Origin of the sequence: Bradyrhizobium sp. SZCCHNR1051 (genome assembly GCF_032489615.1) — a bacterium.
Classification (GTDB): domain Bacteria; phylum Pseudomonadota; class Alphaproteobacteria; order Rhizobiales; family Xanthobacteraceae; genus Bradyrhizobium.
In genome coordinates this window covers 79,290-99,110 of the sequence record NZ_JAUEYJ010000002.1, presented here as the reverse complement: position 1 = coordinate 99,110, position 19,821 = coordinate 79,290, and the positions used below count along the sequence as shown (strand labels likewise).

Below are 19,821 nucleotides of genomic sequence, written 5' to 3'. Positions count from 1 at the left end.
GGTTAAGATGACCGGCCGCAGCTCTCGCGGCACGATGTCCCAGAGTGTGACGCTGCGGTTTGCGACGTTAACGTTCGGAACGCGGCTGGAACGAACCGCGTCCGAATCGGCGGCGAGTCACGGTACGAGGTCTGTTCACGGCTACATCTCGTGCCACGCTGAATTGAGATGCAAGATGCAGCTCCGGCGCACGCGCCGTGCTGCTGTGCCGGCGTCAGAAAGTTAAGCAACCTCGGCGCCGCCGCGAGGCGCGTGTGTTGTGACGTTGCAGCCGTGCCGCGTCGGAGAATGTCGTCGCTCTCACGTCGGCGACGATCCGAATCGTCGCGTCCACGCCGTTCTCAACCCAATGGGGGCCGGCGAGAACGGACCGGGCGGCGCGCGGGTGATCAGCGCAACCAGCACCAGCGAGGCGATCGCGAGCCAGAAGCACAGCCAGAACGCGTCGAGATAAGCGAGCACGTTGGCCTCGCGCTGCACCTGCGCGGCCAAGGTCCCGACGGCGCGGGCCTTGGCCTGGCCGCCGCCATGCGTGGCGAAATAGCCGGTCAGCCGTTGCAGCGCGCGCGCGACGTCGAGATCGCTGCTCTGGATATTGAGGCCGAGATAGGCCGAATGCACCTGCTCGCGCACCCGCAGCCACGTTCCCATCAGGGCGACGCCGATTTCGGCGCCGCCGAGCCGCATCACCTGGATATAGGCCGCAAAGGACGTCGCCCGCGCCGGATCGGAATTCGACAGCGCGAGGATGATGATCGGAAGCAAGGTCAGGGCCTGTCCGATCGACTGCAGCACGACGATGACGATGAAATCCTCGCGTGCCCAGGCATGGGTGATCTGGGTGCCGAGCAGATTGGCCGCCGCGAAGGCACTGAGACCGAGCACGACGACGATGCGAGGATCGAGATGGCGAAGCAGGACGATCGACAGCGGCACCAGCACGACCATCGGCAGCGCGCCGTAGAACAACAGCAGCGAGCCGCTCTGCTCCGGCCGCAACTGCGTGATGGTGACGAGGAAGTTCGGCACCAGCGACGCATTCGAGAGGCTGGTCAGCGTGTAGAGCAGGATCACGACCAGCGACAGCCCGATGTTGCGCGAGAACAGCACGTTGAAATGCGCCCATGGCTGCGGGGCGAGCGCCTCGTTGACGAGGAACAGGACGAACAGCACGGCGCCGCCGCCTAGCAGCGCCATCACCGTGCCAGATTGCAGCCAGTCGAGCCGGTTGCCCTGGTCGAGACCGGCATAGATCATCGCCACGGCGCTGCCGAGCAACAGCATCCCGCCCCAGTCGGCGTTCTCGAGCAGCGCGCGGTTGACGGGCTCGGCCGGGGTGCCGAGATAGACCATCAGCGCCATCAGCGGCGCCAGCACGACGCCCTGCCAGTACAGCCACTGCCAGCCGAGATGCTCGACATAGAAGCCGACCAGCGAGGTCGAGGTATCCAGCGCGAAGCCGACCCGGATCGCATAGATCGAGATCGCCGGCAGCCACCAGCGGATCGGCAGGTTGCGGAAGATGATCATGAGCGTGGCCGGCACGAAGGTGCCGAGCAGCATGCCGTGCAGGATCGCGAGCGCGATCAAGGTCGGGTAGTCGCGCACGAACGGAATGATCAGGGACAGCACCGCATAGATGAGGCTGGGAATACCCAGCACACGGCGCAGACCGAACACCGTCGCGAGCCACGCCACGGCCGGCGCGATCACGATCTGCGAGCCGATCGCCGCGGTGGACAGCCAGGCGCCCTCGTCAAAACCGAGCGAGAACGCGCCGCGCAGATCGGGCAGGCCGACCGAGGTCAGCCGGCTGTCGAAATTCGCCAGGAACGAGCCGAGCAGGACGGCGCCGACGGCAAACAGCGGATGCGCCGCCTGGCCGCCGCGCGACAGCGGTCCGCGCTCGGTCTCACTTGGTGCCATCGGCCTGGCCGGCGGTGCGGATGTGGGTCACGACCGACATCCCCGGCAGCAGCCGCGCGAGCAGCGGCTGGTCGCCGTCGAGGGCGATGCGGACCGGAATGCGCTGTACGACCTTGGTGAAATTGCCGGTGGCATTGTCGGGCGGCAGCAGCGCGAATTGCGAGCCGGAGGCCGGCGCGATCCGCTCGACGCGGCCGTGCAGGCTTTCGCCGGGGAACGAGTCCACGGTGACCTCGACCGGCTGGCCGGGCGCGACATGGGTGAGCTGCGTTTCCTTGTAGTTGGCGATGACGAAAACATGCGGCAGCGGCACCACCGCGATCAGGCTGCTGCCGATATTGACGTAGTCGCCGACCTGGACCTGGCGCTGCCCGACGACGCCGTCGAACGGCGCGGTGATCCTGGTGTAGCCGAGCTTGAGCCGCGCGGCGGCGAGCGCGGCCTTGGCGCCGGCGAGATCGGCGCCGCGCTGCTTCTTGGTGCCGGTGAGCACCTCGAGCTGGTGGCGCTGCGCGGCGATCACCGCGCGGCTCGCGCGCACGTCCGCCTGTGCCTTGGCATAGGCGGCCGTTGCCTGTTCCAGCCGCTGCTTGGTACCTGCCTCGCTCTGCGACAGCGACTGCTGGCGCTCTTCCTCCTGCCTGGCCTGCACCTCGGCCGCGCCGGCCGAGACCTGCTGCGCTTCGGCCTGCGCGATGGTTGCGTATTGCAGCTCGACCTGATTGCTGAGGTTGTCGAGCGCCGCCTGCGCCGCTTCGACATTGGCCTCGGCCTGCGACACCTGTGCCTCGTAGTCGGCCGGATCGATCTGGACCAGCAGGTCGCCGGCCTTGACCTGCTGGAAATCGCTGACCGCAACCTTCGTCACCTCGCCGGCCACGCGGCTCGAGAGCTGCGTCAGGTCGGCGCGCACATAGGCATCGTTGGTCGATTGGGTCGTTGCGTTGCCGGTCCAGGCGTTCCAGCGCGTGGTCGCGAGCGCCACGAAGGCGAGCGCTGCGATCATCGCAAGCAGCGGAATGCCGAGACGCGCCGAGAGCCCGGGCGCCGCGGCGGACGAGGGCGGTGGCGTCGCTGCAGCGCGCGCCGCCGCGTCGACGTTGCTCGGTGTTTCACTCAAGGGACGTCTCCCGCATCGGCCGACGCTGATCAGTCCGACGACTCGTACCCCATTCTGCGCCGCGTGCCACCTGGACTCTGGATTGTGAGCCATGCACCTGGGGGCATGGACATCTGCGCGCCGAACGGATCGGCGTGCCGGGCGGGCGCGCAGGCACGGCCTACACCTGGAGCCGCGCCGACCTCGCCGCGCCGGGATCGCGCCAACGACATCAGCGCTGGACTCGCTGCCACGGCGAGCCCGCGCATGATGTCCCAGAATGCGACGTCGTGCGCGCTCACGTTAACGTTCAGAACGTGGCTTGAACGAACCGCGTCCGAATCAGCGGCGCGGCCCGGTACGAGGTCTGTTCACGGCTAGATGTCGTGCTGTAGTCGCGGGACGCCCGCTATTCGGCGTCACCTGACCGCAATCGGACGACCGGCCGGGTGCGAGAGCGTTAAGAGCGCGGAGCGGCCTTCCGCCAAGCGGTTGTCGGTGACGCCAGCCGGCGCGCGCTGCCCGGTTGCAGCGGTCGGCTCGCTGGGTCACATTTCGCATCCGCGACTCGATCCAGCCGTTTGCTGATCAGAAGGCCTTCATGCATGGATCACAAGGGAGCGATCCTGGTTGCCGGCGGCGCCGGCTACATCGGGGCTCATTGCTGCAAGGCTGTCGCCGAGGCCGGCTACGCGCCGGTCTGCTACGACAATCTGTCCACCGGCCATCGCCGCACTTCAACGCCGGCGGTGCCGACGCGTCAGGCCTGATCGGTGAGCTGCGCGATCCCGAGACGCACCTGATCCCGCGGGCGCTGACGGCGATCCTCGGCCATGTGCCGGACTTCGCGATTTTCGGCACCGACTATGACGGCACGATCATCCGCTCGGCCTGGACCTGACACCAGACCGCGCACCCGCGGATCGCGTGAGGCCGATGCCGCGTGCCTTGAGCTCGTCGGGGAAGCTGTTACGCCGCGGCGGGCGGCGTGTGCGCGAACTGGTCCACGAAGCTCATCTCCGCGCGCTCGTCGTCGACCGACCAGCAGCCGATCTCGGAAGCGCCCCGGAAGAAGTGGACGCTGTGCACCGGTGAGCGGACATCGTCGCCGCGAATGATCTGGAGCAGGGTCCGCGCCACGCGGCGGTGATCGCCGGGGAGCCTGAGGTCGAAGAATGCGTCGCCATAGCCCGGCAGGATGGTGCCGGTCGAATCGCGAACTTCCATGCGCAACTGTGCCATGCTCGCATTGAACGCCAGCAACGGTTTCCGCCCGGTAAATGCCGCCGGGCTCGCGCATGTTCGGATTTGCGGTGTGGTCTCACCATGAAGCGTGTAGCGCGCTCGTCGCCACCAGCGGCACGTGGACGAGGAGCATTGACAAAGAGCTGCCGTTCGAGAAAGCGGCCGGCCTTGTCAGCGGCGCATCGAGGATCACGTCATCGGCCGTGCTGGCGAATGATGATCGCCCAAGGGATCACCGGGTCTTCTCCAGCACCGGTCGCTCTGCGGTGACGAGTGCTGCCGCGGGTGCAATCCCTTCATTGCGGGGGATCATCGGCAGTTCGACCAGGACACGCGTGCCGGTTGACTGGTTGGCGCTGACGGAGAGGCGGCCGCGGAGCTGCTCGACCATCCCCTTGATCATCCGGAACCCCAGGCTCGCGCGCGGTTGATCGATGTCGAAACCGGCCGGCAGACCGACACCATGATCGGACACGCTGAGGTGTAGCCAGCCGTCGATGTCACGGGCGGAGATGTCGATCGTCCCGTCCCGGCCGGGGTAGGCATGTTTCACGGCGTTGCTGACCAGCTCATTGATCAGCAGGCCGAGAGGAACGGCATGATCGGCCGAAAGCCGTATCGGGTCGGAGTCGCAGCGCAGCACATTCGTTCCCGCGACGCGTTGCAGCCGGCTGCAGAAGTCATTGAGGAAGACGTCGACGTCGATCAAGCCGATCTGCGAGGCCCGCGAGAGATGATCATGAACCTGGGCAATGGCCGCCACGCGCGATCCTGCGTCTTCGAGGGCGCGCTTGGCTTCAGCCGAATGCGACCCGAACGACTGGACGCGGAGCATGGCCACGACGGATGCGAGGCTGTTCTTGACGCGGTGGCCCATTTCGCGCGTCAGCATGGCTTGATGGTCCAAGGCTTCCCGGAGCCGCGTCTCCTCATGCAGGCGCTCGATTGCAATCCCGACGATGTCGGCGAATGCAGTGAGGAAGGCAACGTCTGCCTCGTCGAAGCGGCGGGGGGCCGGACTGTCGACCTGGAGCACGCCGAAATAGCCGCCGCCTTGTCCGCCGCGATCGATCCGGACGCTGATCGACGTCTTGATGCCGCGGTCTACTGGAAGAAGTCCCGGTGTCTCGAAGCGACCATCAGGGGGGCCGCGACTGGTGATGATGGCTTGACCTGTCTGGAAGGCGCGGCCAGCAGGCGAGGCGCTGTCCACGACGAACGATGATTGCTCGACCGGGCTCGGCCATCCGTAACCCGCGCGGACCAGCAGTCTCTTGCCATCCGCCACGAATTCCATCGCCATCGTGAACGGTGCATTGAGGCCCTTGGCGCAGAGCGCGGTGGCGCGCTGAAGAACGCTGTTGATATCGCGGGTCTGCAATGCAGCACGACTGAATTCGGCGAGCACAGATTGTTGGATGAGCCTGTAGCTGCGTATGTCATTCCGGACGCCTGCCCGCTCGAGAAAGATCGGAAAAGCGGTATCTTGGCTCTGATGTCTCAACACGCGAATTCTCCAAAACAGGACGCACTCCGACTACAAATTCCCCGCTGCTCTCTTCCTTACAATTTGATATTATGAGACTATTGTGTTGCCGTTCCCGGTCGGAGTCTGAGCAAAAGCGAACATGGGTCCAGTTTGCCGCAGCGCAATTCGTCGGGAGCCGAATCGAGGAGAATGGCTCCCCGGCGCGGGCAGTAGCACCTGACGCTCGCTGTGCCCCCCGCGCGCTCATCCAGAGGACCTTCCACGGAGAGCGGGCACTGATGCCGTGGCGAGAGGCGTGCTCATGCCAGCCTTTCAGTGGGCGGGGCAGCACCCTCATCATCGGAGACCGCCCTATGCGAGCCAGGCGGCAGGCCGGGTTGGCGCGTCGGCCAGCTCCGCTCATTCGGCGGCAATTCTTTCCGCTCGGTGGTGTGGCCCACCGACAGCGAGTCGTGGGGCGTGTGACAGATGGATCCCGAAGAGCGCATCTGCCGATGCGCTGCTGATGATGCACGACCGGGCCGAAGGGGCGGTGCTTCCGTACACGCATGAATTCCTGTCGCAGATCCTCGGCGCCAATCGCAAGTCGGTGACGCTTGCCGCGCAATCCATGCAGGCGGCCGGCCTGATCAGCTATCGTCGCGGCACCATTCAGGTGCTCGACCGGCCCGGACTCGAGAAAGCCTCGTGCGAATGTTACGCCATCGTCAAGCAGCGGTTCGATGCATTTCTCCAGCCGCCCACGACGGCGGTGCGCAGCCAGCATTGATTTGATGGTGGCGTGGATCGAGCAGGGCCAGCTCGATCTCGAGATGCACGGTCACTCGAGATGCACGGTCATAGGCTCTTGAGGGGCGCCTTGCCTTCAACCGACTTCACGCCTGCGATATGCGGCTGATCGTGCAGAACCACGTTCAGCAGGGAGTTGTGGATCACGAGATGGCCGTTGTAGTCGATGAAGCCCAGCTTGCGGAACTTGTTCATGAAGTGACTGACCCGCGAGCGGGTGGTGCCGATCATGTCGGCCAGCATCTCCTGGCTGACCTTCGCGATGACCCGCTGCGGCTTGCCGTCATTGCCGAAATTGGCCAGCAGCAGTAGCGCCCGCGCAAGGCGCTTCTCGCTCGAATTGAACAACTGATCGATGAGATCGGCCTCGACGCGGATCGTGCGGGCGAGGATGTGCGAAACGAACACCTCGGAGAACGCCGGCTGCTCGCGCAGGGTGCTGATCGCGGCCGATTTGGTGATCCGCAGGATTTCGCTGTCCGTGATGGCCGACGCCGCCGACAGCCGATGAGACTGGCCGGCCAGGCACCCCTCGCCGAAAAAATCGTCCTGACCGAGCAGCGCGATGACCGCCTCCTTGCCCTGCTCGGAATGGACGACGATCTTGACCGTGCCCGTGATGATATAGAACAGCACATCGGCGAGGCCGCCCTGGGAAAAGATCTGCTGGTCCTTTCGGTATTTCCCGATCGTCCGGCCTGGGCCTTCGGTCTTCAGGAACACCGCCGGATCGAAAGCCTGCTTCTTTGGCTGCGGCTTTGCGGCCGTCGGCGGCTTTACGATGGGTCGCTTCGCCATGTGTTCTCCGGGTGAAACGCGAGTGCTGAATACTTCGAAACCGGATCTCGGCATCACAGTTGGGCAGGCGCGAACGCAGCATAGCGCCTTTCGCGGCCGCTTGACAGCGCAGCGCCTATTTCGACGGGACACGCGCAGCCGTTTCGTGTTCCAGTGACGCAGCGGAGCGGGAATTAGTTAATTCATGTTATCAGACATTAGCATCGCACCGCTAATGCAGCGCAAACAGACCCAGCGCCTCGCGTACGTCGCGCAAGGTCGCATCGGTGACGGTGCGCGCCAGTTCGGTGCCGTGCCTGACGATCTCGAGAACATGGTCGGGATCACGCGCAAACGCTGCCCGCCGGTCGCGGATCGGCGCGACCACGGCCTGCAGCACGTCATCAAGTCGCTGCTTCACGACGCTGTCTCCGAGGCCGCCGCGGACGTAGCGCGCCTTCAGGTCCGCGACCGCCGCGTGATCGTCGTCGAACGCGTCGAGATAGGTAAAAACGACATTGCCTTCGACACGCCCCGGATCGGCGGCCCTGACGTGGCCGGGATCGGTGAACATGCGGCGGACGGCATCGCGAATCTGGTCCGCGGTGGCGGAGAGTGGAATCGTGTTGCCCTGTGATTTGCTCATCTTGGCCTTGCCGTCCACGCCAGGCAGGCGTCCGACGCTCGGGATCAGCGCGCGTGCCTCGGGGAGCACCTCCGTGCCCGCTTGGCGGTTGATGCGGCGGACGATCTCGTTGGTCTGCTCGATCAGCGGCGCCTGGTCCTCGCCGACCGGCACGATGGTCGCCCTGAAGGCGGTGATGTCCGCGGCCTGCGCGACGGGATAGCACAGGAAGCCGGCCGGTATATCGCGGCCGAAGCCGCGTGTCTGGATCTCGTCCTTGATGGTCGGGTTGCGCTCGAGCCGCGCCACCGTGACGAAGTTCATGTAGAGCAGCGTGAGATCGGCCAGCGCCGGCAGGTGCGATTGCAGGCAGATGGTCGTCATCTCCGGGTCGATGCCGACGGCGAGATAGTCGGTCGCGATCTCCAGGATGTTCCGGCTCACCTTGCCCGGATCGTGGGCGTTGTCCGTCAGCGCCTGGGCATCGGCCAGCAGCAGGAATTGCCGATGCGTCGATTGCAGCGCGACGCGGTTCTGCAGCGAGCCGACATAGTGGCCGAGGTGCAGGGGGCCGGTGGTCCTGTCGCCGGTCAGGATGACGGGACGTTCTGGCATTGAGAGAGGCATCGTGGTTCTCCAGAAGTGAGAACCGCCGCTCGATCGAGCTCTTCGATGCTGTTGATGACAAGAACCGCGTCGCAGGCCGATGAACGGCGGCGACGGGCGAATGAATGACGAGGCCGTGCCGCTCCTAGATGGAGCGCCACCACGTGTTCGCGTGCAAGGTCTCAGTCTTGATCATGCGATCGATATGGCCGAAAGCGCCGATGAAAGCAACCCGCTCATGCACGCTGCACGGAGCGGCGAGCCCAGGCCATTCAGCCTATTCGAGATCTATTGCGTGATACTGGCCGGTCTTGTCGAGCTGCGTGCCCCAGACCTTGTGCAGCGCCTGGTGGTCGGACGGGCCGAAGCTCACCCTTGATCCAACGCCCAGCTCGTAATTCCGCATCGATTCGAGGACATCGACCAGCGACTCGGTGTCGACAGCGGGACCGGCGCGACGCAGTCCTTCGATCAGGATGTTGGCGGTGAGATAGGCTTCCAGGGACGAGTAGTCCGCCGGCTCTCCCGGGAAATATCTGTCGAGCGCCTTCTTGTAGTTCAGGGTAACGGACGCGTAGCCGTCGACCGCCGGCGTGACCTGGGTGCAGATGACGCCGTCCGCATAGCGCGGGCCGAGCACCATCAGCTCACTGGCGAGGCCGGTGCTGCCGACACCCGAAATCGTCGCGTAGATCATGTCCGGATACAGGTCGCGGGTCTTCTCGATGAACTTGGCCGCGGCGCGAAAGGTGGCGACCAGCACCACCGCCTTGATCGCATGCTTCTGCCGGCGCAGTTGCGCGATGGCCTCGTCGACATTGACGGTGTTGCGGCTGTAGCTCATGCGGAAGGCGTCGCCCACGCCGCCGCGCAGCCCGTGCATCGCCTTGCTGACACCCTCCCACCCCGCGTCGCCGTAGGCATCCTGCTGGGTGAGAACTCCGATCTCCTGCGGACGCAGCTTGCGGCTCTTGACGAGATAGTTCACGAGCGCATGGGCTTCCTCGGCGTAGCCGGCACGGTAGTTGAAGACGTAGCGATCCGGCGGATCGTGGCGGAGCGAAGGAGCGCCGGTGAAGGCGCCGAAATAGAGCGCATGATGCTCGAGCGCGTACGGCACCGAGATCAGGGCCGTCGGACTGCCGTAGTTCTCGACGAAGCCGAACACCCTGTGCTGCTCGTAGAGTTCCTTCATCGCGTTCAGCGTCCGCGTCGGCTCATAGGCATCATCGGCCGTGTAGAGCTTGAGCTGCCGGCCATGCACGCCGCCTTCCTCGTTGGCCTGCGCGAAGGCGAGGTCGATGCCGAGCTTGAGCTGATGGCCCATCTCCCTGGCCGGACCAGAGAACGGCGCCGCCATTCCGAAGCTGATTTCGGTATCCGTCACGCCCTGGACCGGGGGCCGCGCGCTGGTCGGCTGCGCCGACGCGGCATTGGCCATCCGTGTATCGAACTTCGGCGCGCGGTCCTCCTCCCTCAGCGGCAGGCTCTGATCCGGCGTGACGACGGGGACGGCGCTCGCAATCGCTCCAGTTGGGAGAGCATCTTGGACCGGTGCAACGGTCTGCGCGGCTCGGGCCGGCGATGACGGCACCGTTGCCGTGGCTGCAACCTCCGCACGGCCGTTGGCGGAGAGCCCAGCACTCCACCGCGTCGGAAGTTTCGTCGCTGCAAAGCCGGCCACGCCTGCGGCGACAGCCACGAGCCCCATCATGCTCAACGCGCCGAGGAGACGCCGTTCCCGTGGCGGCCGAGGAACCTCCTGCACGCCATAACGGGACGCGAATTCAGCAGGGGTAGGCCGATCGTGCTCGTCGCGCCACGGTTGTTCATACAGCGGACGCCGGCCGTCGTCGTAGCCGGACGGGAATGGCGGATCGCGGTCGTCATTGGGCGCACGCAGATGTCTCACGATTTTCCCCTTGGCTCGCGCGTCATGGACTCGTTGGAGTTTTTTCTGGATCGCGCGGCATACGCTGCAGGTTCTGCCGGCCGGATGAGCGTGGCCATGCGCCGAGATCTGCACATGTCACACGAACTAACACTCGTCGTCGAGCGTCGGTGGAACGGCAGTTCCAGACATGTTGTCTGGAACAAGTCCGAACGTCGGCATGATACTGCGAAGCAATGGGGCGGTTGTTTGTTCTCGCCGTCAATTCCGGCTGAACAAGGCGGGAGCCGCGCCGCCGGGGCAGCAACTAGCTATCGCAGCAGGCAGGAGAGAAGTGCCGTGAAGCAGCCGTACTTGTTGTTGGCATCAGCATCCGATGACGCTGCGCGCGACGCCGAGCTCCGCGTCACCGGCCGGCCGTCTCCTCCGCCACCAGTCCCGTCACCATCGCCTTCACCATGGTCGCGATCTGCGCGCGCAAGGCCGCGAGCGGCACAGCGATCAGCTTCTGCTCCAAGCCGAGCGCGACCATGCCGTGGACCGCCGAGAACAGGCTGCGCGCGGTGACGCTGATGTCGTCGAACGAGCGCTGCGGAAACAACGCCGCCAGCGGCTGGTGGATGTGACGGAACAGGTGCATCTGGTCGGCGATGGCCCAGTCGGGCAACGGCTTCTCGGGCGCCATGCGATGCTCGAACAGCGCGCGCCAGAGCTCGAGATTGTGGGCGGCGAAGTCGCAATAGGCGATCGCGATGCGCACCAGCGCAGCCTCGGGGCCCGGCGGCCCGGCGCTTTCGGCCGCCGACAATTCCGCGTCGAGCCGCGCCAGGGTGCGTGATCCAACCATCAGCACGAGCTCGTCGACATCGGCGACGAGATTGTAGACCGCGCCATTGGCGACGCCGATCTCCTGGGCAAGATCGCGCGTCTTCAGACCGGCGAGACCCCTCGTCCGGATCATCCGCTCGGCGGCCTCGATCAGGGCTTCGCGCTGTTTTGCACGTCTTTCCAGTGTCTTGGACATTGTTAACCAAAATATTGAGCGATGCTCAAAATACTTCTTGAGCGCCGCTCATGATTGCGCTAGAAGAAACTATATGAGCAATGCTCATAACAGGGAGTTCACAATGTTCAAGACTGTTCTGACGCTGTTTCGGGGCACCGTGGCCGTCGCGGAGGAGGAGCTGCAGGACCGTACCGCGCTGGTGATCCTGGATCAGCAGCTGCGTGACGCCGCTGCCGCCGTCGATCGCAGCAAGCGCGCGCTGGCGCTGGCCATCGCGCAGGACCAGCAGGAGGGCAAGCGGCTCGAGGCGACCTTGGCGCGGATCACCGATCTCGAGGTGCGCGCCACCGCAGCGCTCGACGGCGGCCGCGAGGATCTGGCCCGCGAGGCGGCGCAGGCGATCGCTGGCCTCGAGGCCGAGCGTGACGCTGCCAGGACGGCGCGGGCGCTGTTCGCGACCGAGATCACCAGGCTGAAGAAGCATGTCGCCAACGCCGAGGCGCGCATTGCCGAGCTCGATCGCGGCCGGCGGATTGCGCGCGCCTCCGAGGCCGTGCGCAATCTGCGCCGCGGCGGCATCGAGGCGGCGCGTCCCTACGAATGCACGCTGCCCGAGGCGGAGGCGACGCTGAAACGGCTGCGCGAGCGGCAGATCGAGGCTCAGGCGGCCGACGTGGCGCTGATGGAGCTCGATGCCGCGACGGGGCCGATCACCACCGCCGAGAAGCTCGCCGAGCAGGGCTTTGGCCCGCGCATCAAGACCACCGCCGACGACGTGCTGGCGCGGCTGAAAGCCGGCCGCACTGCACCGGCCAACTGAATTTCGTCACCACCGATCGAAACGCATCAGCCAACCTGATTGTCATCATAGGAGCCGACCATGAACCAGAACACCCAGCCCCACAGCAGCGCCTTCATCACCTTCTCCTACGCCTCGTTCGCCGCCTCCGCTTTCCTCGTCGCCCTCGGCGTGTTCTTCATGCCGATCGATCTCTGGATGAAGGGCTATCTGACGATGGGCATCGTCATGCTGGTGCAGACTTGCGTCACCCTGACCAAGACCCTGCGTGACCGCCACGAGAGCGGCAAGCTCGTCAACCGCATCGAGGACGCCCGCGCCGAGCGCCTGCTGATGGAGGTGTCGAAGGCGGCGTGAGCAGCGGTTTCCTCGCCTCTCCCCACTCGCGGGTAGAGGCCGGATTGCATCGAAGATGCAATCCGGTGAGGGGGACACTCCGCGCGTGCCGGGAAGCGGTGGATGCGATGGCGTCCACCGCTTGCGGTCGTTCAACCTGCGTTTACCGTCACTGACGCTCCGTCCTGCGTCATGATCATGAATTAACGGCGCGGAGCGTATGTCGTGAACTTCCGGCACGGCTTCGGCGAGCCGTTTCTGATCGGGCAGGTGGATGAGAGCAATGAACGTCGTCGCAACGGCCAGGCGTATCCACGACAATGTCGGCTTCTGGCTGACGGCGCTGGGGCAGGAGGCGATGGACCTGTCGCTGCGAACCCATGCGGAGTTGTGCACGCGCATCGTCGAGAGCCCGGGCACGACCCTGGACGACGCGGCGCTGGCGGCGCTCGTGGCCGATCTCCGCACCGTCGCCGGCAAGACGCTGCCCGCCGGCGAGCTCACCTATGGCATCTTCTCAGGCGAGCGCGACCCGCTCGCGCACGCCATCATCACGGTGGTGTCGGAGGAGGCGGGCGGCCGGCCGATCGCCTTCAATGCGCTCGCGGTGATGCAGGTCGAGCGCGACGGCGACAGCCAGCAGGTGATCCATCTCGGATTGGTGATGGTCGACCCGGAAGCGCGCGGCAAAGGCCTTTCCGGCGTGCTTTACGGCCTCACGACGCTGCTGCTGTTCATCCGTGACGGCCTGCGGCCGAAATGGATCTCCAACGTCACGCAGGTGCCGGCGGTGGCCGGCATGGTCTGCGAGACCTTCTCCGACGTCTATCCGTCGCCGCTGCCGCAGGCCCGACAGAGCTTTGCGCATCTTCAGCTCGCGCGCGGCATCATGCGGGCGCATCGCGCGGTGTTCGGTGTCGGCGGCGAGGCCGGGTTCGACGAGGCGCGCTTCGTCATCACCAACGCCTATACCGGCGGCTCCGATGCGCTGAAGAAGACGTATGACGATGCGCCCAAGCATCGCGACGCCATCTACAACGGCTTCTGCGCGCGCGAGCTGGACTACACCAGGGGCGACGATCTGCTGCAGCTCGGCCGAATCGATCTCGCCGCCGCCCGGCGCTATCTGCTGCGCGAGATCCCCTCCGGCTCGCTGCCGGCGCTGCTGGCGACCTCGGCCGTGCTGGCGCTGCAGCGGATGATCCTGCCGCTGGTGCATTGGCTCGACGACACCAGGACGTTCGGCACGCTCCGTCCGCGCCTGCAGCCCGGCGAACCCGCGCCATGACGGCCGGCATCGTTGCGGACTCCGTCGTCAACCTCTGCGGCGCGATCGGCCTCGCGGTTGCCGCCGCCATGCTGCACCGGCGCGATTCCAGGGGACCGCTGACGGCGCGGCTGGTCGTTCTGCTCGGGACCGTCGCCTCGCTGTTCCTGTTGCGCGGCGTCGCCTGGTGGACGGACAGTGCTTTCCTCGACCGCGTCTCGCTGATTCCGGCGGCGCTGATCCCGCTCGGCGCGCTGGTGGTGACGGAAGGTCTGCTGCGCCGGCACGCGCATCGCGCGCTCAAGGCGATCGCGCTGGCCGTCGGCGTGGTGCTCGCGCTCGCCGGCGCGCTCGGTCCGGTCGAGTTCGAAAGCCAGCACACGATCGTGCTGTCGGCCTTTCAGCTCGCAGGCTTTGCGACCTGCGCCTGGCTGCTGCTTCGCCGCGACCGCGCGAGCCTGCTGGCCTGGGAGAACCGCGTCATCGATCGCGTCGCGTTCGGCGCCGTCATGGTCATTCCCTTCATCATCACCGATTTCCGCGTGCTGGCGCCGAGCATGCCGGTGCGGCTCGGCGCATTGGGCGCGCTGCTGGCGGTGACCGCGATCCTGATCGCCGGCGCCAGCGCGGAGACGCAGCGTCAGGGCGGGCTGCTGACATTGTTGCGAATCCTCGGCGCCGCCCTGCTCGGCGCCGCCGCGGCCGCGCTGTCGCCGGACGTCGATGCGGCGCAATTGATGCGTTTCTGCGCGGTCGCGGTGGCCGGCGTGCTCACGATCGGGCTGATCGGCGATGCCTTGCGCGCGATGCTGCAAGCCCGCGAGCCGGGCGTGCTCGACTCGATCGGGGCGTCGATCGCGGCGACGCGCGACGGTCTGATCGCCGAGCTCACGCGCCAGCCGGTCTTCGAAAGCGCACGCCGCTGTCGCGAGGATGAGCTGACCGCCTATGATCCGCCGCTGCTGCGCGACTTTCTCGCGTCAAGCCGTGTGCTGCGCCGGGCCGATGCGCCGTGGCGGCGGGCGGTCACCGACCCCGCCGTCGAGCGCGTGGTGGCGCTGATGGATGCGCGGCATGCGACGCATGTCATCGTGCTGTCGTACCAGCCGGTCGATCTCATCGTGCTCGCGGTCTCCGTGATCTCGGCCGATCCGGCCACGGAAACGGCGCTCGCGCTCGTCAGGCGCCTGCTGATGCAGGCGCCCGAGCGACAGGTGATCACGCCCACATGTGATGATGCTGATGCTGTGACATCTCCATCATCGGCCCCTCCATCATCGGACCGTCCATGACCAGGGTCGCCGGCGCGGCGCTGGCGTGTGCTGCTGGCGCGGCGCTTGGAAGCATGATCACGTTCGAGGCCGGCGCGCTGGCGACCGCGGCCAGCAGCGCGGCGGCGTCGGCACTGTTGCCGCCGCCGGTGGTCGCCAGCACCTGGCCGATCGTGGTGCCGTCGACATTGTAGGCGCCGCCATTGACCGGGATGTTGTTGCCGCCGACATCGGCTGCGTTCTGGTGCATCTGGTCGGCGGCCGCGGCGACCAGCGCCTTGTTGCCGGCCTGGAAGCCTTCGAGAATCTTGGCGATCTCGGCGCCGAGCGTGCTCTGGTCGCCGAGCAGCTCGTTGTCGAAGCGGGCCTGGAAGATACCGCCCTGCGCCGCGTCGAAATCGGTGACGTCCTTCTTGAAGGTCATCAGGTCGGCGGTGACCTTGGCCATCGCGGCGGCGTCGCCGGAATTGACGGCTGATATCGCCGCCTTGCCGAGCGCGTTCGACTGGGCGATGAACATGGCCCAGAAATCGGTCTGTGCCTGGTTGTCCTGATAGGCCGGCGTCGGGTTGAGGAAGTCGCCGAAGCCGCTCCAGCCGTTCAGGCCGTTCTGCTGCGCCATGTTGGCGAGATTGGTGTCGCCGGCGACGATGTCGATGATGTCGAGGAAGTCGTCGTTCAGCGCGCGCCCGATGTCGACATTGCCGGCCGCGCCGTTGATGTGGGTGTTGACGAGCGCGAGCTGGTCGATGATGGCGAGCGCGTGCACGCCGGTCAGGCCGCCGAACTGCAGCGGATTGGCGGCGACCAGCGCATTGAGGCCGGCGATCAGCGCGTCGACATCGTCCTGGATGACGTCGACATTGCTTTCGTTCACGCCGCCGATCAGCCGGTTGGCGGCATCGTTGAAGATCAGGCCGAGCTCGGCCAGCGTGCCCTTGGCGGCGGTTGCGGCCGTCACGCCTTCGGGCAGCAGCGCCGGCGCCTGCAGGAAGCCGGTGGCGCCGTCGGCATTGGTCGCCTTGCCCGCAAGGTTCGGATCGTTGTTGACGACGTTGAGGATGTCGAGATGCGCGTTGCGCAGCGCTGTGTCCGCGGCGGCGATGCTGCCGAACGCGCCGCCGCCGGTCACCGAAGCCATCGCGGCATCCTGCGCGACCGTGATGTCGGCGAGGATCTTGTTGATGTTGGTGAGCGTCTGACCGGTGAACTGGCCGGCGGCAACCATCGCCTTCAGACCATCCTGAATCACGGTGAGATCGCCAGTGTAGTTGTAGACGCTGCCAAGCCCCTGGCCGCCTTCCTCGACCACGTTGCGCCACAGCCCGCCTTCGAGAAAGCGCGTCGCGTCGTTGAAGACGACGCCGAGATCGGCAAAGCCGAGCGCGGGCGTCGGCGGCGTGGGCGGCGTCGGAGGCATTGGCGCAGGCGCCGGCTGGCAGTGATGATTGTGATGATGATGGTGGTGGTGGTCGTTGTGATGATGGTGACCGTGGTGACTGTCGTGATGGTGACGGTGATGGCGCGACATGTCCAACGTACTCCTCAAAGCTGCGCACCACTGCGGATGAGCCGAAGCAACGGGGCGCGGCTGACGCGGGTGCGGATGATGAGGGCTATCTGCTGCCTGCTTCGTGGCTGCTTCGCGCAGGGATTGTGGAATGCGTCTGCGTCAGATTGTCGTGCGGCGTACGGGTGGCGCTCCCGCAGAGCTGCGACATCTCACCGCTTGACGGTTGAGGGGCGCTTCAAGAGCCGGCGACCAGCGGCGACGTCGCGCCCGCGGCAAATCAGTAAGTTGCAAGAGCATTCGACCGTAGCGATTCGGTCGACGGGTAGACGTCCCGAACGTACGCGGACAGCCTTGCGACGATCCGACGCGTCTGGGAGCTTGTGCTGAGACCGGGAGCAGCTATGCGCCGCCGCTCCGATGTGGTCGGATCATGGCGATATCTTTGCGAACTCGGCGAATGCGTCGGCGTAGTCGGCATGCCAGCGCGACAGCGGCGGCCGGTTCTCGACGATGTCGCCGGCCGCCCACAGGATGCGCCGCTCGTCCAGCGCGCGCGGCACGTCGTTGTCAGGGCACAGCACGTAGAAGTCGCCGGCCGTAACGCGCTCCAGCATGAAGTCGACCGTCTGCTCCGGCGTCCAGGCGGCGGCCGGCTTCTCGACGCGGCCATTCGCCGTCAGCGGCGTGAACACGAAGCCCGGAATGAACAGATGCGCCGTCACCTGGCAGCCGGGCGTGTTGCGCAGCTCGTGCTGCAGCGCCTCGGTGAACGCCTTCACGCCGGCCTTCGAGACGTTGTAGGCGGGATCGCCGGGCGGCGTGGTGATGCCCTGCTTGGAGCCGGTATTGATGATCAGCGCCGGCCTGCCTTGCGGGATCATGCCGGGGGCGAACACCTGCGCGCCATGGATGATGCCCCACAGATTGACGCCGAGGATGCGCTGCCAATTGTCGTCGGCAAGCATCTTGCTGCCCGGCTGGATACCGGCATTGTTCATCAGCACGTCGATCGCGCCGAAGCGTGCGCGCACCGCCGTTTCGAGCGCGACCACGCTGTCCCGGTTGCTCACATCGACCGTGGCGGTCATGACCGCAGCCTCGCCACGCTTGGCCGCAGCCGCGAGCCTGGCGGCGGCGTCGCGCAGCCGGGCCTCGTCGACATCGGCGATGCAGACGTTCATGCCGCGTTCTGCGAAGCGCATGGCGGCGGCGAGCCCGATGCCGGAGGCGCCTCCGGTGATGACGGCGGTGTGGTCGGCGGATAAGGCAGGGTGAGACACGGCAGGTTCTCCGGCATGACGATGAGATGCTGGTGTATGACATCCTGGCGCGGCCGCAAGATCATCCGGCTGACGGCAAGAGGGGTTTCTTGCGGCTGCAACGCGAGGCGCACCAGTCCGGTCGCAGATGCATCGCGTCGGCTGGAACCGGCTTACGACGCGGCCTTGGCCCCGCGCGCCTTCCTCGGCTTCTCGATGTCGCTGCGCAGCGCGGCGAGATCCTTCTTCACGGCGTCAGCCGCATCGCGCTCGATGCGCCGGTAACGTTCGACCAACTGCGCGCCGAACGCCGTCAGCGCCGCGCCACCGCCATTGCGGCCGCCGGTCTGCCGCGCGACCGCGGGCTGCCGGCATACCCGGTTGATCTCGTCGACGAGGTCCCAGGCCCGCTTGTAGGACATGTCCATCGCGCGCCCGGCCGCAGAGATCGAGCCGTGTCGCTCGATGTTCTCCAGCAGCGCGATCTTGCCCGGCCCGATCCGGCTGCCGTCATCGAGATCGATGCGCAGGCTGAGCGAGGGCAGGGCGTTCGCTTTCGGCATGGAGGGTCTGCTCGTGCGGAGGTGGGGCGGACATTGCCACCATCATGTTTTGCGAACAAGATGATCCCAATCGACAATCGCAACGACATCTGGGGACGAAATGCTGCCTGCGCTGTTTTCACCGCTCACGATCGGTCCTTATCGCCTCAGGCACCGCGTCGTGATGGCGCCGTTGACCCGCATGCGCGCCGCAAGGGAGACGCTCGCGCCGCGGCCGCTCAACGTCGAGTATTATGCGCAGCGCGCGACGCCGGGCGGGCTGATCATCGCCGAGGCCTCGCCGGTCGCGCCGACCGGCACCGGCAGCCCGAACGTGCCGGGCATCTACAGCGCGGCGCAGATCGCGGGCTGGAAGCAGGTCGTCGACGCGGTGCATGCCAAGGGCGGATTCATCTTTCTGCAACTCTGGCACGTCGGCCGCGTCTCGCACTCCTCGTTCCAGCCGGGCGGCGCGCTGCCGGTGGCGCCGTCGGCGATCGCGATCGGCGACGATCTCAAGGCAATGACGGCGGACGGCAGGCCGGCGACCTACGAGACGCCGCGGGCGCTGGAGACCGACGAGATCCCCGCGCTCGTCGCGGCCTATGGCCAAGCGGCGAGCAACGCGATCGCGGCGGGCTTCGACGGTGTCGAGGTGCATGGCGCGAACGGCTATCTGATCGAGCAGTTCCTGCAGACCCGCAGCAACCAGCGCACCGACCGCTATGGCGGCGGAATCGCGAACCGCTGCCGCTTCCTGCTCGAGGTCACGCAGGCGGTGATCGACGCCTGCGGCGCCGACAAGGTCGGCGTACGGCTGTCGCCCTATGGCATCGCCAACGGCTCCGGCGAGGCCGAGCCGATGCCGCTCTATACATACGCGATCGAGGCGCTCAACAAGCTCGGCATCGCCTATCTGCATCTGATCGAGCCGCGCTCCTCCGGCGCCGGCCGCGCCGACGTCAACTGGCAGAACGTGCCGTCGGCCATCGCTCTGTTCCGGCCGGTGTGGAAGGGCGTGCTGATCGGCGCCGGCGGCTTCACCGGCGAGCCGGCGGACGCCGCGATCCAGGCCGGCCACGCCGACGCCATCGCCTTCGGCCGCACCTTCATCTCCAACCCGGACCTGCCGCGCCGGCTGCGGCACGGCTGGCCGCTGACGCCGTATCACCGTCCGACCTTTTATGGAGGCGAGGAGAAGGGCTACACGGACTATCCGGCGTATGACGCCATGGCGAAGGCGTAGCTCGCGCTCTCTCCGCCGTCATTGCGAGGAGCGTAGCGACGAAGCAATCCAGAGTCGCGTGCGCCACCCTGGATTGCTTCGCTTCGCTCGCAATGACGGTGGAGCGAGAGTTGGCGTCAACTAATAGGACCGTGC

Annotated in this window: 17 protein-coding genes and 1 pseudogene; 7 read left to right on the top strand and 11 right to left on the bottom strand. The window is 66.3% G+C overall.

Going from position 1 to position 19,821, the window contains the following annotated elements; genetic code table 11:
- Nucleotides 1-300: 300 nt before the first annotated feature.
- A complete protein-coding gene (locus QW868_RS02445) occupies nucleotides 301-1,926 on the bottom strand; it encodes an MFS transporter (RefSeq protein WP_316229842.1) in 1,626 nt (541 codons plus the stop codon).
- Nucleotides 1,913-3,046 (bottom strand): HlyD family secretion protein, encoded by a 1,134-nt coding sequence (locus QW868_RS02440; RefSeq protein ID WP_316229841.1) that lies wholly within the window; start codon nucleotides 3,044-3,046, stop codon nucleotides 1,913-1,915. The genes QW868_RS02445 and QW868_RS02440 overlap by 14 nt, the downstream gene beginning before the upstream one ends.
- Before the next feature lie 584 nt (nucleotides 3,047-3,630).
- Between QW868_RS02440 and QW868_RS02435 the strand changes: the two are divergent.
- Nucleotides 3,631-3,911 (top strand): annotated as a pseudogene (locus QW868_RS02435) (NAD-dependent epimerase/dehydratase family protein); the annotation flags it as partial.
- 83 nt (nucleotides 3,912-3,994) lie between these two features.
- Here QW868_RS02435 and QW868_RS02430 read toward each other — a convergent pair.
- Together QW868_RS02430 and QW868_RS02425 are read right to left on the bottom strand one after the other, a co-directional pair.
- A complete protein-coding gene (locus tag QW868_RS02430) occupies nucleotides 3,995-4,288 on the bottom strand; it encodes a hypothetical protein (protein WP_315736507.1) in 294 nt (97 codons plus the stop codon).
- Between the two features lie 214 nt (nucleotides 4,289-4,502).
- Entirely contained in the window at nucleotides 4,503-5,777 is a 1,275-nt protein-coding gene (locus QW868_RS02425; RefSeq protein ID WP_316181850.1) for a sensor histidine kinase, read from the bottom strand.
- A 487-nt stretch (nucleotides 5,778-6,264) separates the two neighbouring features.
- Between QW868_RS02425 and QW868_RS02420 the strand changes: the two genes are divergently transcribed.
- On the top strand, nucleotides 6,265-6,528 hold the full coding sequence (locus QW868_RS02420; protein ID WP_315813629.1) for a helix-turn-helix domain-containing protein: 264 nt from the start codon (nucleotides 6,265-6,267) through the stop codon (nucleotides 6,526-6,528).
- A gap of 68 nt (nucleotides 6,529-6,596) precedes the next feature.
- Here the strand turns inward: QW868_RS02420 and QW868_RS02415 are convergent, their stop codons facing one another.
- From QW868_RS02415 to QW868_RS02400, 4 genes are all read right to left on the bottom strand, one after another.
- Nucleotides 6,597-7,346, bottom strand: a complete 750-nt coding sequence (locus QW868_RS02415; protein ID WP_315736510.1) for a Crp/Fnr family transcriptional regulator — start codon at nucleotides 7,344-7,346, stop codon at nucleotides 6,597-6,599.
- A 211-nt stretch (nucleotides 7,347-7,557) separates the two neighbouring features.
- Nucleotides 7,558-8,577, bottom strand: a complete 1,020-nt coding sequence (gene trpS, locus QW868_RS02410; RefSeq protein ID WP_315736511.1) for a tryptophan--tRNA ligase — start codon at nucleotides 8,575-8,577, stop codon at nucleotides 7,558-7,560.
- A 256-nt stretch (nucleotides 8,578-8,833) separates the two neighbouring features.
- Nucleotides 8,834-9,997, bottom strand: coding sequence for an ABC transporter substrate-binding protein (locus QW868_RS02405; protein ID WP_315813628.1), 1,164 nt, complete (start codon nucleotides 9,995-9,997; stop codon nucleotides 8,834-8,836).
- An 856-nt stretch (nucleotides 9,998-10,853) separates the two neighbouring features.
- Nucleotides 10,854-11,471: a TetR/AcrR family transcriptional regulator gene (locus tag QW868_RS02400; RefSeq protein WP_316229840.1), complete on the bottom strand. Its 618-nt coding sequence runs from the start codon at nucleotides 11,469-11,471 to the stop codon at nucleotides 10,854-10,856.
- 103 nt (nucleotides 11,472-11,574) lie between these two features.
- Between QW868_RS02400 and QW868_RS02395 the strand changes: the two genes are divergently transcribed.
- The 4 genes from QW868_RS02395 to QW868_RS02380 all read left to right on the top strand — a co-directional run bounded on the left by QW868_RS02395 (nucleotide 11,575) and on the right by QW868_RS02380 (nucleotide 15,147).
- On the top strand, nucleotides 11,575-12,273 hold the full coding sequence (locus QW868_RS02395) for a PspA/IM30 family protein (protein ID WP_316229839.1): 699 nt from the start codon (nucleotides 11,575-11,577) through the stop codon (nucleotides 12,271-12,273).
- A gap of 60 nt (nucleotides 12,274-12,333) precedes the next feature.
- Nucleotides 12,334-12,609 carry a YiaA/YiaB family inner membrane protein gene (locus QW868_RS02390; RefSeq protein ID WP_315716622.1) on the top strand — a complete coding sequence of 92 codons (276 nt, stop codon included), beginning with the start codon at nucleotides 12,334-12,336 and terminating at the stop codon, nucleotides 12,607-12,609.
- A 262-nt stretch (nucleotides 12,610-12,871) separates the two neighbouring features.
- Nucleotides 12,872-13,876, top strand: a complete 1,005-nt coding sequence (locus tag QW868_RS02385; protein WP_316229838.1) for a hypothetical protein — start codon at nucleotides 12,872-12,874, stop codon at nucleotides 13,874-13,876.
- The gene (locus QW868_RS02380) at nucleotides 13,873-15,147 is read left to right on the top strand and encodes a hypothetical protein (protein ID WP_316229837.1); all 1,275 of its coding nucleotides are present in this window, start codon (nucleotides 13,873-13,875) and stop codon (nucleotides 15,145-15,147) included. The genes QW868_RS02385 and QW868_RS02380 overlap by 4 nt, the downstream gene beginning before the upstream one ends.
- On the opposite strand, the gene QW868_RS02375 is transcribed toward QW868_RS02380, so the two are convergent.
- The 3 genes from QW868_RS02375 to QW868_RS02365 all read right to left on the bottom strand — a co-directional run bounded on the left by QW868_RS02375 (nucleotide 15,074) and on the right by QW868_RS02365 (nucleotide 18,461).
- Nucleotides 15,074-16,657, bottom strand: a complete 1,584-nt coding sequence (locus QW868_RS02375) for a hypothetical protein (RefSeq protein WP_316229836.1) — start codon at nucleotides 16,655-16,657, stop codon at nucleotides 15,074-15,076. The genes QW868_RS02380 and QW868_RS02375 overlap by 74 nt on opposite strands.
- Nucleotides 16,658-17,067: 410 nt before the next feature.
- The gene (locus QW868_RS02370) at nucleotides 17,068-17,919 is read right to left on the bottom strand and encodes an SDR family NAD(P)-dependent oxidoreductase (protein ID WP_316229835.1); all 852 of its coding nucleotides are present in this window, start codon (nucleotides 17,917-17,919) and stop codon (nucleotides 17,068-17,070) included.
- Nucleotides 17,920-18,071: 152 nt separating this feature from the next.
- Complete coding sequence (locus tag QW868_RS02365; protein ID WP_315736519.1) at nucleotides 18,072-18,461, bottom strand: winged helix-turn-helix domain-containing protein; 390 nt, start codon at nucleotides 18,459-18,461, stop codon at nucleotides 18,072-18,074.
- 100 nt (nucleotides 18,462-18,561) lie between these two features.
- On the opposite strand from QW868_RS02365, the gene QW868_RS02360 reads away from it, so the two are divergent.
- Nucleotides 18,562-19,686, top strand: a complete 1,125-nt coding sequence (locus tag QW868_RS02360; protein ID WP_316229834.1) for an alkene reductase — start codon at nucleotides 18,562-18,564, stop codon at nucleotides 19,684-19,686.
- Nucleotides 19,687-19,821 lie beyond the last annotated feature (135 nt).